Here is a 13,373-nt window from a genome sequence, read left to right on the forward strand (position 1 = left end):
TTAATCTCCTTTAGGACTAATAATGTTATTTTTAATAAAATCGCTTTTTATATCTTTCAAAGACTGGACTTTTGAATCAAAATTATCTGATAATGCCTCTAACTTATAATTAAAATCCTCATTATCCATGATTCTCTTTTTTTCTTCTAAATTAATCTCTACCGAATCTAAAACCTCTCCTAACAAAGCCTTAAATTTATCTTTTAATGTTGTTGTTTCTTCGAGGTCAATTTGCTTTTCAATAGCTATAGCAGATAATTTAAGCTCACTTTTAATTTGATTTAAAGCTATTAATTCAGCTTTTTTTCTTTCATTATCCATTATCTTTCTATCTCGGATTAGTTTCTCTAGTTGAAAATTTAGTTCTTCAATCATATTGTCTTTTTCACTCATTACAAGTTTCATCTGATTATCTTCTAAGAGATTATTTATAGAATTATTTAGATAATTTAGTTTTGAATTCATATCACGAGAAAGTTCTATTAACATATCATTATTTTTCATCGCTAACTCTAATACTTCTGGGTTATTATTAAACATATTCTTTGGTAAGCTTATTTTCGCTTCTATATACTCTTCATTATTCGTAGCATTACTATAGGAATTTCTAGACGAACTAATTACATTGCTTTTAATAATGTTACTCCTAACATTCTTTGATGTCTTTTCATATTTTTTAACATTAGGCATCATAAAAATAATCTTCTTTTCTTTTTCGTCTAGCAAAGTAATTATTAATCCACCGTAACGATGTAAACTATCAAAATCTTCATGCAGAATTTGATTTTTTATTTCACCGATATTTCTATTTAACATAAACAGAAACGATTGCCCGTTGTTCTCCTTTATTGAAAGCTTGCTATACCGTTCTATTGTAGAAATAAGAATATCCTGTGGTAAAGCTTTCAAAAAAGACTGCCCCTTATCTTCTATTAGCTTTTGTAAATCTTTTATTTGTAATTGAGGAAAAGATTTTTCACCTATTTCCCAATCAACAAACCCTACAAGAGAATCAAGTACTAAAGTTCTATCGCTAGATTGTTCATAGTAAATTTTTTCTTTCAATTATCTCGCCTCGCTTCTTTTTTATTTATACAGAGTACACCAGATATAACAGCTACTGAATTCAAATAGCGACTTGGATAAAATTCAATTAATAAATAAGTATCATTTTCTTGCATGTAATTAATCCATTTTGTTTTTTTCTCTGTAAACGTCTCTTCTCTAGAAAGCATTAAATCTCTCCAATATGCTTTGAATCTCATATCCTTTACAGCAACTCCAGGTGCTGTTTTATATTTCCAATAATACCCATTTTCATCTTTAAAATCCAGTCGACATTCCCAATAATACGTTTGCTTTGAATTATATAAAACTCTTTCTTCCATTCTCTTATAAAAATATAAATCTTCAATTCGGGGATTCCTTATAATCCCTACCCAAGATGGACTTTCTTGCAAATCAGATATGCTGCTTAAGGAAAGTTCCTCTAAGATTTCTTTTCTCTTTTTATTACTCTTGCATGCTGGCTCAATTAAATACGGAACATAATTATCACTTATGACCTCATAAACATCATCTCTATTTTCTAACTTCCTAACAATATCCGCTTCCGTTATTGCAAATATATCCCAAACATATTTCCCATTAATCTTAAACAGTTCTTTTGAAAGAGTTGGAATTATCACCCAAGAATTATTATCAAGATTTCTTGCAATGACTGCATAGCCTTTTTCTTTATCACTAGTAGTTTCCGCTAATGATAAAACTAGTAATTTTGCCAAATTCATCCCCCCTACTACCTATAAATTTTCTGTGATTTTTTGTGAAGATGCAAGCAATGTTATTTACAAAACTAGCCATTTTCACTTCTAAGTAAAGCAATAAAATATTACCAAACTTTTCTATATAAAATTATATAGAAATATCGGCATTATCTCAATCTCCTTATTAAGATACCCTTTGAATTCAACACAGCACAATAGAGGCTTTTCCAATAAACATAAAGGAAAGAATACAATAGACGTCTGATGGGAATGCTATAGATATAATGGATTTTTTAGTTAGTAATAATTAAGAGGTGAGACAATGAGAAAACATTTCTTTAACGAGAACTACTTTACAAATATAGATACCGAGCAGAAAGCTTATTGGTTAGGCTTCATTAGCGCTGACGGTTCTGTAGCCAAAACTAGTCAATGGAATTCTTTTAGACTTCAAATAAACTTAAAACATACAGATAGAGAACATTTAGAATTATTTAAACAACATATCGGCGCTTATAGTTCGAAAATATATGAATTTGATAATGATTCTTCAGATAGGGGATTTGGAAAATCTAGATTAGCTAGATTCGTACTGAACTCACAAGTACTCTATAATGACCTGTATAATTTAAATGTTGTCATCAATAAGACCGATACTCTTTCAATGCCTTTTATAAGAGAGGATTTAATCCACCACTATATTAGGGGCTATATTGATGGCGATGGTTCTTTTTCATATACACCTAGAAAAGAAGACCCGAATAGATTTAGATTTTCATTTGAAATAGTAGGAAATTCAAGAGTGTTACTTGAACAGTTTAGAGAACACTTTGCTAAATATGATGTTAAATTAAGTATCTATAAAAGAAAGAACGGAAACAGCTTTAGGTTGATGACTGGTTCGGGCGTTACGATTAAAAAAATCTCAAGATTAATTTATAATAATGCATCAGTATATTTAGAAAGAAAGTTTATTAAGGCTCAAGAGATAGAACAACTATCCAGATGTTAGCGGAACCAAATAATTTAACAAAAAGCTTTTACTTATTGATTACGGATTTTTTTAGTTAAAAGTTATGTAGATTCCAAATCGAAATTACTGCTTTACAAGCATGCACTTATATCATTTTATAATCCAAATAAATGTTCCACTATTATCCGTCTTAAAGTGACTCTATTAATAAAATCAAAATTTTATTATTCTCTAAATTCGACATCATAAAAATGCACCTACTGAGCTACTATATCTTCCTAGAAAAAACAAAAAAGAGGAACACATCAATCCTTCCGCTCTAGGATTGATGTGTCCCTCTTTTTAAATTTACTGCTGGTTAACTGCTCTATATAAAGTTGCAGAAGACATACATGCATTGCCATATCTCATCAAAGTACCTCATTCACCAAATCATTTTTGATAAATGTATACGATACATTATAAAGTACCGAAAATATTGGAATAATAATTTGTATCAATAGTGCTCAGTTAAATGAAGTTTATTTTGATAACAACACTCTTACTTGTTCCTGGTACTTAATGTATTTTGCAACTATTTTAACTTGTTCATTTACTGGTGGAAGAGGTATCAATATTTCTTTCACTTTACCTTGATTCAGATTGGGCTGAGCTCCACCCGCAGCTTTTTGCCTTATAGTATTATATACAAATTTTAAAGCAATCTTTATATATCCTGTTGTAGTAATGGTATCGTTATATAATTCAATTGCTGCACAGGCTTGATTTATTGTAGAATCAATACCCAATTCCGTTACTTGTCCTCTAGTCTTTCCTTGACCATACATTGCCATCAAAAGAGTCCCTTTAGGATAAACCTTGAGACTACATTCTTTTAAAGCCAAATCTGTGATATAAGCATTAGGCTCGTTTACAATTTCCAACCCCGTTACAGTACTCGTGCACCAAGGTATATTTCCATCAACATAATACTTCGAGTTCGATTTTAAAGGAGTAGCTCCTGAAGTTATACTAGCTAACTCACCTAATCTCACCCATTCCCATGTTTCAGGAATATCGAAAGGAATTTCTTCATCTGTTATTTCAGGTAAAGCTTTTTCTTTCTTAATTACCTTATTCATGATTAATTCTTCTTTTTTTAATTTAATTCGTTCTATTAATTTGCTTGCAGGTTCATTTGTAGAATCTTGCTCCAATAAATTGCCTTGCATTGCATATTGTAGAATTGATTTTTCAAGCTTAACAGGGAATTCATTTTGTATTTGATTTAACCTTGCTTGTTTTTCACCATAAAATGAAACCATACTTTGCAATTTCTTTATTTGTTCGACAATTCTTTTTTGTTCATTTTTAGGCGGAACAGGAATTACTAGGTTATTAAAATTAGCATCATTAATCGCTGGGTATGTAACCCCTTGAACCTTTGATGCCACTTGTGTATCAAACATAGGACTTACCAAAACATAGTACAAAAAATCAACTTCAATTTGTATAGGAGTCATTACTACAAATGCTGTACTTGCTATCGGTTCATTTGCAAATTCCCTATCTATCACCGCAATATTTTTTAAATACGGTCTAACTGTAGCATATATCACATCACCTTTAGTAAGAACTTTTCTTGCTCGTGAGGGTGCATTTGCAGATTCTATTTCACTTAATTCTTCCTTTAGCACACCATTCTTATTATCTATAGCAGCAACATCAATATAAGTGAATTTTTTGTCGGGTTTCTTTTGACCTATATTATAATATACATTTTTAATTCTACACCATTCCCATGTTTCAGGGATTTCAAATGGAATTTCTTGCTCAGAAATCTCTGGTAACGCCTTCTCTTTTTTTATAACCTTTTGAGCGATTAGCTGCTCTTTTTCCCCTTTAATCCGCTTCAACAACTCAATAGCAGGCTCATCGTTCGGGTCTTGTGGAACAAGTTTCCCTTGCATTGCATATTGTAGAATTGAATCCTTTAGTTGTTTAGCATCCATTACTTATCACCTAACATTTCTTGAATCTCAACAAGGATACTATCAATTTCTGTATTCAAACGCGCTCGCTCTTCTTGATAGTTTACAATTAGTTCTTGCGGTTCAAGAATGATTTCTTCTTCTTGTGGGAATCCACATAAATCCAAGTTGTAATTACCATCAATAATTTCTTGAGCTGTGTACCGTTGAGACTTAAAGCCGTTATCCTCTTCCATCACTTTACGATTATCCCACCACTCCATAGCAGGTTGAAAATGCTCCAGCTTGATAGGTTTTGTTTTCGAGAAATTCTTGTATCCTTCTGGCATATCTAAACGATAGAACCAAACATCTTCAGTTGGTTTTGTTTTATCAAAGAATAAAATATTTGTACGAATTGATGTATAAGGCGCGAAAACACTATGCGGTAAACGAATAATCGTATGTAGATTAAACTCGTTCAGCATCTTCTCTTTAATTGCTTTCTTTGCACCATCAGTCCCAAACAGCAAGCCATCGGGTAAAATAACACCTGCACGACCATCTTGTTTTAATCGATACATAATAACGGACATAAATAAATCTGCTGTCTCACTACTTCTTAGCTCCATCGGGAAGTTCATTTTAATGTTCTCTTTTTCAGAACCACCATAAGGAGGATTCATCATAATGACTTCAAATTTATCTTTCTCACTATAATCACGGACATTTTTATCCAAACTGTTTCCATGAAGAATCACAGGGTCATCAATATCATGTAGTAATAAATTTGTGATACTTAATAAATATGGGAAAGCCTTCTTCTCAATACCAAAAACAGATTTGTTATAAACATCTTTATCTTCTGTTGATTTGATTTGTGGTTGCAAGTGATTCAATGCCGAAGTTAAAAATCCACCTGTGCCGCATGCAAAGTCAGCTACACGTTCTCCTAATTTAGGTTTAATCATAAGTGTGATAAAGTCCGTTGTTGCGCGTGGTGAGTAGAATTCACCAGATGCACGTTGCGCTTGTAAATCCTTCAAGATTTGCTCATAGATTTCATTGAACGCATGCTTTTCCTTATAGTCAGTGAAGTCAATTTCATCAATTGCATTAGCAACTTGACGTAATAGGACACCATCTTTCATGTAGTTATACGCATCTTCAAAAGCAAAACGTACAATTGCTTTGCTAACTGGCGTATGCTCGTCTACTTCAATTGCCTTTAAAGTCGGGAATAATTCATTGTTCACGAAACCTAATAACGCTTCACCTGTTTTAGCTTCGCCATCTTTTTCATCTACAGCCCAGTTTCTCCAACGATATTCTTCTGGAATAATTGACTCATAATCATCATCGTGAAACTCCCATGCTTCTTCTTTCGCATCGTAAATCTTTAAAAATAGCATCCAGACGATTTGCTCAATACGTTGTGCATCGCCTGAAATACCTGCATCATTTCGCATAATGTTTTGAAGTGTTTTTACAAATGAACTGATTGTCATACTAATACCTCTTTACTTTCTATAATTACGAGATATAAATCTCATCCTTCAACTTTTTCACTGCTTCAAGATACTTCTTCTTATTCCCGAAGGCTCTTACAATTTTCATTGGGCTTCCAAACTTCTTGAATTCATTCAACTCAAGAACCTCAGTACCTTCAATTTCAGAAATACCTTCATTCATATATTTATCAAGCAGCATTTCCAACACTTCGCGTGCAACATCTTTATATTCATAGATGTAACCACGTTTCTTCACTTTATTCACTCGTTCAGCTTTTGTTAATGGTGGTTGGTCATAAGCTAAGTGAAGGATTAAATCAAACTCATCCAAATCACTTAGATGCTGCTGTTCACGAAGTGCTTCTAATAACACACCACGCTCTTTTAAAGCACTTAGGATAACTCCTTTTTTATCCTCACTATTCCACGAACGAATAAATTCATCTAGTGTTGCATACTCTTCTTGGATGTTCTTTTTCGTGTAGTCTACTAAGCTTTCCGTAATGAGCTTACCACCTACATCATAGTATTGGATACGCTCATTTACAATAAGTACTTCAACATCATTCACACGATATTTTTTACGTCGTTTGCTTTCATCATCGATATAGCCACCTATTAAAGGAATGCATCCACCAGTTTCGCTCTTCTCACTACCATCTACTTGTTCCAATCCATCATCAGTTGGAATTTCAATCTCGCCACCTTTTTGCACATCAATAACTGAAATAGGGTCACCATTAAATTCTGGGTCAGCAAATAAACGTGTCGCATTTCTAAAATCCAATATCGTGAAGTGCGTCTTCCCATGTTCTTCATCAAGTCTCGTTCCACGACCAATAATTTGTTTGAACTCGGTCATAGAGTTAATATTTGAATCCAATACAATCAACTTACATGTCTTAGCATCAACACCTGTAGTTAATAGCTTTGACGTTGTCACGATTGTTGGGTATTTGCTCTCTCTATCAATAAAGTTATCTAGTTGCGCCTTACCTTCCTTATTGTCTCCAGTTATACGCATGATGTATTTGTCGTTTTCTTTAACGAAGTCGCTATTCTCATTCACTAAAGCTCTTCTCATACGCTCAGCATGGTCAATATCAACACAGAAGGCGATTGTTTTTGCGAAGCGGTCAGTCTTCTTCAAGTACTCTGTAATACGCTTTGCCACAACTTTTGTGCGGTCATCAATAATAATATTTTTGTCGAAGTCTTTTTGAGAATATTCTCTATCCTCAATTTCTTCACCATATATATCTGTCTTGCCTCGTTCTGGGCGATAACCTTCTAAGTCCTTATCCAAACCGATACGCATTACTTTGTACGGTGCAAGGAAACCATCATCAATACCTTGATTCAAGCTATATGTGTAAATGGGTTCTCCAAAGTATTCAATATTTGAAGCTTCCTTCGTTTCTTTTGGCGTAGCAGTCAAACCAATTTGTGTCGTACCTACTGTGTCAAAGTATTCTAATACCTTTCTCCAACGACTATCTTCTTTAGCTGAGCCACGATGTGCTTCATCAACAACAATCAAGTCAAAGAAATCTGGCTTGAATTGACGGAACGGTTCTTTACCATCATCCCCTGCTAATTGGTGATATAGAGCTAAGTAGACTTCATATGAGCTATCAAGTTTATGGCCTTTAATTTTTGTCATTACTTTATCAAAAGGCTTGAAGTCGTTTGTCATTGTTTGGTCTACTAATACATTTCTATCAGCAAGGAATAGCACTTTCTTTTTCTGCCCTGCCTTCCACAAACGATAAATGATTTGAAATGCTGTATATGTCTTCCCTGTTCCAGTCGCCATAACAAGTAAGATTTTATCTTGACCACTTGCAATTGCTTCTACAGTTCTATTAATAGCAACTCGTTGATAATATCTTGGTGTCTTATCACCTAATTGGAAAAAGTACGGTTCATTTATAATTGCTTGTTGAGCAGTAGAGATATTCGCATCTCTCACATGTCTTTCCCATAGTTCTTCACGAGTCGGGAACTCATCTAATGAAATTTCGCGTTCTTCTCCTGTATTACGATTGTGCTCTATAAAGCCATCTCCATTCGATGCAAATGCAAAAGGCACATCAAGAATATTCGCATATTCAAGCGCCTGTTGCATACCCGCACCTACTTCTTGCTTGTTGTCCTTTGCTTCTACAATCGCAATTGGATAGTTTGGTTTGTAATTCAATAAATAATCAGCACGTTTTGACTTACCTCTTGTTGTCAAGTTACCTCGTACAATAACTCGACCATCTGTGAAACCGTGCTCACAGAATACTTCTTTTTGTATATCCCAACCTGCCTTCTCAATTGCAGGTGTTATGTATTTCAATTTAATATCTTCTTCTGTCATTTGACGCTTAGTTTTCATTCATTTAACCTCCCCACTTAGTATTTTCATACCATTTCTCCACCTACAACTATTCTACACGATTCTTTGGGAATTGTTGTGGAAATGAATCAATATGATGAATAACAAATTAACCTTGTGCATAAGAAAAAGCAGTAGAGCTAAAGCTCTACTGCTTTAAAAGAATATTGAGCTACCTTTCGCTCGGCGAAAGGTGCTCAATTATCTAGCGCACACATATATTGTTAATAAAACTCAACTTTTATTCACCTAGCATCTCTTCTCGTCACCAATTTTCTTTATATAGAAGCATTGACGAGTTGCTCGTCTGCTTCAATAGCTCCCTTTTTCACAATCTCTTTATGACGAATCTCAATCACTTCTCTATCAACCATGTTTTGGATAACTTTGCTCTTCCAACATCGAGCTAGGTTAGTACTTGGGATTCCAAGTGCTTCTGAAACATCTTTCTTCAAGATTATTTCGCCCACTTCATACTTGTCATTTATATATTTTAGTATCTTTTCTGCCTTCTCTTCCAATGCAGAAGTGCTTGCTCCTATTATGTTTGTATTGTCTAATTCTATAATATCCACCAGATTTTTAAACTTTGAGTTAAACGTCTCAATAACTTCCTCATCAAATGTATACAGAATATATGTTGCTTTAGGATTCTGGTTACGTTGAATACGTCTTGCCGCTTGGTAGAAGTCTGAAGCAACAAATGCTTTTCTAATAGTCTCCAATTCTTCAATCTTAAATTTCCCTGCTTCTAATGCCATCTTATCTGGCAATTTACTAAAGTCTGTTCCAGTACTATATTGATAAAACTGCAATAGATATATTGGCAAAGGCATATTATTAGTTCCAACAATAAAACACAAATCATAATCTTTATAAAGATTTTTCCCAACAATATTTCCGTACCAATCTGTTGCTGCTTTAAAGCTCATCACCTCTTCATTTTCATCTTCATTTGGGTAGTAAATCCCCTTTTTGAGGGTGTTCCTAAGTGTATTATTCAACTCTTTAGCATTTTCTTTGTGACTGACTACTAACACTCTTTTGTCACTGTCATTAAAGTTTCTCAGCCTGTTTTGTATATCCTGTATAATTGCCTCTAAATTCTTCTTCAAACTAGACTTACTCGTATTCACCTTCATGTATGCCATATTTGATTTCGAATGGTCAATACAAAGTCTATTTTCTACAATCTTAAATTGCTTTTTCAGTCTATATAGTGGCGTAATGTCTGCACTTGCATCTAAGATAATATTATTCTTTAGCTTTCGGAATTTCTTTGACTGGTCAATCAGATACAAAGCATTGTTATGGATAAGTCCATTAGATTCATCTTTTTGTAGAAGTTCAATCTTCTCAATAATATCTTTATATTTTTTCTTCCGTAAATCGTTACCGTTCACTTTCACCCATTTTTTGAAATCTTTCAATGTTTCTTTATCAAATGAATCTTTAAAGGTAACAATATCGTTATAGTCTCCTGATTTATAAACACTATCCAATTTCTTAAGTAAAGGTAAAAAGCACTTATCAAACAAAACTTGCCCTTCATATAAGTGTATATCTTTTCTCATGTCATTGTATTCTGCACGCCCATATTTCGTGATTGGAAACTGTAGTTGTTCATCTATAATGAGCGTATCCCTTTCACCAAATGATGCAGCAAGTTCTTCTGAACATGCTTCGATATATCTTTGATGTGTGATAATTAAAACCATACACGTTTTAATATCATCTAAACTATACTCTTTAACATTTTCAGATGTTAGTCCAATTATCGAATCCTTCCCATACATATCCAATAAACCATCATTTTTCAACCTTTCAACCGTTTCATACACATCACTTTTAAACTTCTTTACAATAAGAAACTTTTTGACACCTTCTTCAAAAGCAAACTTGTTGTAATGCTCAATGATTGAGTCATTTACATGTGTACTCTTTCCAATACCAGCCTCCCAAGCATATACATGGAATCTTTCCTTATCACCAGTGCCATTTTTAACAGCATCGCCTAACCGTTCTTTCATCTCTTCAAATAATTGCAAATCCAATATACATACATCCCCTCACTGATTATTGTTCCTTCCTTATCAAATCTAACACATCATTATTCCCCAATTTATTTACACTCTACTTACAAAGGCAATTTGTTTTCAAAGTCTTTTATCCTTCAATTGTGAAGACAAATTCCCCTTTTTCAAGATAGCCATCCTGTTTCGTACCTCTAAGATAGTTAGCAGTCATACTCGTGTCATAGTAATAGTACCCTAGGATTCAACTTAGCGTGTACCATTAACACCATTGCGTAGCTGTGTTTGAACGAAGTAATGCCTGCAATCATTCGGTAAGTAGCGTATTTTAATCTGTTTGTATGTAACATCTTCATTTTTGATATTACATAATTCACCAACTCAAATACCTGTATCAACAAAAATGTAAGAATGAGCTTATCACGCACATTGGAATAGATTTTCTCTTTCACATCCCGAATAATACGTGCCACTTCATCATCATTAAACTTATGTATGTTTTGATACATAGAATGTTTTCAAACTTAATCATATCATGCTCAACCTCTACTGTTGAAGTTACACAGTAAAACGCTCTCAACCCTGCAACATCAAAGGATTGAGCATAATTTGACCAATTGTTACATTTTCATTACAAATTACTTAGGCTAATTTGTTGATAAAAACTTCCATTGTAATTATACTTGTTTTCCACAAGCAAAATAGAAATTTCAAGATACAAACTGATTAAGCATATACGCTTCGAGATTCATATTATAAATACTTGCGGATGAAATGTTTGTGTTGAACAAAAAGCATCAAATACACGTCTCGTATCGGCGTTTCATACATGACATTGGTGTGAATGTATGTGCTATGTATCCCTTCTCTGATAAGAGGGCTAGAGAATGTGGAAAATAGCCCCCCTCTACGCAAAAAGGGAATGAGTCACCCCATTCCCTTTACCATTATACAGACAGTTAAGAACTTAATTTTGTGGTCACAAATGGTCACATAAATCACAATAACCATTGTATTTCGAATAAAATCCCGCTTATATAAACTCATGTAAATGCCTTTAAATCAACATTTCTCCCGTAGCTCAGCAGGGAGAGCGCCACCTTGACAGGGTGGAGGTCGTGAGTTCGAGCCTCTCCGGGGTCATACTGATAGAAACCGTGTCAAATTAACGTTTGATACGGTTTTTTATTTTCCGTTGACTTAACGGTGACTTGACACAGGGTCGCGGTCAGCTACAACGGGTAGTTATACGTCTTTTGTCTTGTTTTCAATAACGACATAGGAGGCGTTTTTTTATGACATCTAATATGGAACATTATCTCTTATATTTTTCATTCCTACTGCTACTTATGTTATTTCTAAATTAATATGGTCATAATTAAAAAAGAGAGAGCTCGCAGCTCCCTCTTTTTTTAGATAATTAAATATGCTCTCCATGATCCATAAACACTTCAATAGTTTCATTTTGTGATACGTCTTTTACATTAGTAAGACCAAAAGTAAAAACAGCGGATAACATCATCATTAATAAGATTGCTTTTTTCATTTTAGCGCCCTTCTTTCTATACTCTTTTTGTCTGCATCTAAAGCGATGTGTAAATACTTGCTGGCTTTTTCGTGATTTTCTGTACCATAGAATATATTACCTAAAAGATAAGCATATTCTTTCACCCAATCATATAATTCTTCTCTTTCAAAATACGAAATACCTTCCATGACCACCTTTTCTAATTCTTCTTGTGGTGCATAGTTATGTAATGCTTTTAAAATTTGAAAATGATGACGATAACATAAGTCACTAATCTTATAGCCATTCTCAATATATTCATTAGCATTATGATTGTGACCTAACTTAAAATGTTCTCTTGCTAAAAGAAACATCGTTTTAGCGTTGTTTTCTAGTGATCCCTCTAAATGCTTAATTGCTAACTCTGACATGTTTTGACTTGCATATAAAAGTCCTAAATTGTGCTTTACACGTTTAGTAAGACTTTCGTCATGAGATTTTTGGAAAGTACCCAATGCTGAAAGTAAATATTCTTCTGCACTTTCGAAATCACTTAAGCGAGTGTGTGCCATCCCTAAAGTATTCAAACAAGCAGCAGTTTTTAATTCATACCCTGGACTAATTGAAAATACTTCATTTGCCTTCGTAGCAAATTGAATTGCTAGGATTGGTTTCAATATGTGATAGTAATGAACTGCAAGCCAATAATTAAATTCAGCTTTTTCGATTTCATCATGCATGTACTCTAAATACTTTTCAGCTTCTTCAAATTGCATTCTTGCTTCACTATGGTTTGCTGTATTAGTAGCATAAATTGCTTTAAATAAATGATGATAGTACTCTAAAAATGTTTCTGTAGGCTCTTGTAATGGCTCAATTTTATCCAAAATATCTTTTGAACTATCCATATCACGAATTAGCAGATTATACCGTGCATTCAATAAAGCATAGTAGACTAATATTGTTTGGTCTTCCTTAATATTATTGATTTTATCTGCAATCTCTTCTTTTATTTTATTAGACTGTAATACACGTTGTGAAATTATAGCTTGATACCAGTCGTTTAATAATTTTGTGATTTCTTCTTTAGAAATAATTTCAACATTCATATACGCTACCCCCTTTTGTTAAATGTTACCACAACATACTTGTTTATATAAATGATTTTTCGAATATTAAAACTTGATAAACTTTTTTGAACACTTATATTAAACAATGTTAATTTCAGATTTATTGAACTACCCCCACTTT

General features: G+C 33.4%; 9 protein-coding genes. 1 reads left to right on the forward strand and 8 read right to left on the reverse strand.

Going from position 1 to position 13,373, the window contains the following annotated elements; translation table 11 throughout:
* The gene (locus tag N2V80_RS28055) at window positions 1-1,065 is read right to left on the reverse strand and encodes a hypothetical protein (RefSeq protein ID WP_061655528.1); all 1,065 of its coding nucleotides are present in this window, start codon (window positions 1,063-1,065) and stop codon (window positions 1-3) included.
* A complete protein-coding gene (locus tag N2V80_RS28060) occupies window positions 1,062-1,784 on the reverse strand; it encodes a hypothetical protein (protein ID WP_061655529.1) in 723 nt (240 codons plus the stop codon). Before N2V80_RS28060 ends, N2V80_RS28055 begins: the two co-directional genes overlap by 4 nt.
* Before the next feature lie 304 nt (window positions 1,785-2,088).
* Between N2V80_RS28060 and N2V80_RS28065 the strand changes: the two genes are divergently transcribed.
* Entirely contained in the window at window positions 2,089-2,778 is a 690-nt protein-coding gene (locus tag N2V80_RS28065; RefSeq protein ID WP_061655530.1) for an LAGLIDADG family homing endonuclease, read from the forward strand.
* 482 nt (window positions 2,779-3,260) lie between these two features.
* On the opposite strand, the gene N2V80_RS28070 is transcribed toward N2V80_RS28065, so the two are convergent.
* From N2V80_RS28070 to N2V80_RS28095, 6 genes are all read right to left on the reverse strand, one after another.
* Window positions 3,261-4,730 (reverse strand): restriction endonuclease subunit S, encoded by a 1,470-nt coding sequence (locus N2V80_RS28070; RefSeq protein WP_061655531.1) that lies wholly within the window; start codon window positions 4,728-4,730, stop codon window positions 3,261-3,263.
* Complete coding sequence (locus tag N2V80_RS28075; protein WP_061655532.1) at window positions 4,730-6,196, reverse strand: class I SAM-dependent DNA methyltransferase; 1,467 nt, start codon at window positions 6,194-6,196, stop codon at window positions 4,730-4,732. Before N2V80_RS28075 ends, N2V80_RS28070 begins: the two co-directional genes overlap by 1 nt.
* Before the next feature lie 25 nt (window positions 6,197-6,221).
* A complete protein-coding gene (hsdR, locus tag N2V80_RS28080; protein ID WP_061655533.1) occupies window positions 6,222-8,582 on the reverse strand; it encodes an EcoAI/FtnUII family type I restriction enzme subunit R in 2,361 nt (786 codons plus the stop codon).
* A 278-nt stretch (window positions 8,583-8,860) separates the two neighbouring features.
* Window positions 8,861-10,636: a hypothetical protein gene (locus N2V80_RS28085; protein WP_061655534.1), complete on the reverse strand. Its 1,776-nt coding sequence runs from the start codon at window positions 10,634-10,636 to the stop codon at window positions 8,861-8,863.
* A gap of 1,399 nt (window positions 10,637-12,035) precedes the next feature.
* Window positions 12,036-12,161 (reverse strand): hypothetical protein, encoded by a 126-nt coding sequence (locus N2V80_RS28090; protein ID WP_000709205.1) that lies wholly within the window; start codon window positions 12,159-12,161, stop codon window positions 12,036-12,038.
* Window positions 12,158-13,231, reverse strand: a complete 1,074-nt coding sequence (locus N2V80_RS28095; RefSeq protein ID WP_061655536.1) for a Rap family tetratricopeptide repeat protein — start codon at window positions 13,229-13,231, stop codon at window positions 12,158-12,160. Before N2V80_RS28095 ends, N2V80_RS28090 begins: the two co-directional genes overlap by 4 nt.
* Window positions 13,232-13,373 lie beyond the last annotated feature (142 nt).

It is taken from the genome of Bacillus sp. FSL W8-0640 (assembly GCF_038007725.1).
In the GTDB taxonomy this organism is placed as follows: Bacteria; Bacillota; Bacilli; order Bacillales; family Bacillaceae_G; genus Bacillus_A; species Bacillus_A cereus.

Excerpts from the sequence above, each read along its gene's own strand:
- N2V80_RS28065 (WP_061655530.1), top strand. The coding sequence starts at position 2,089 with ATGAGAAAACATTTCTTTAACGAGAACTACTTTACAAATATAGATACC.
- N2V80_RS28070 (WP_061655531.1), bottom strand. The coding sequence starts at position 4,730 with ATGGATGCTAAACAACTAAAGGATTCAATTCTACAATATGCAATGCAA.
- N2V80_RS28075 (WP_061655532.1), bottom strand. The coding sequence starts at position 6,196 with ATGACAATCAGTTCATTTGTAAAAACACTTCAAAACATTATGCGAAAT.
- hsdR (WP_061655533.1), bottom strand. The coding sequence starts at position 8,582 with ATGAAAACTAAGCGTCAAATGACAGAAGAAGATATTAAATTGAAATAC.
- N2V80_RS28090 (WP_000709205.1), bottom strand. The coding sequence starts at position 12,161 with ATGAAAAAAGCAATCTTATTAATGATGATGTTATCCGCTGTTTTTACT.
- N2V80_RS28095 (WP_061655536.1), bottom strand. The coding sequence starts at position 13,231 with ATGAATGTTGAAATTATTTCTAAAGAAGAAATCACAAAATTATTAAAC.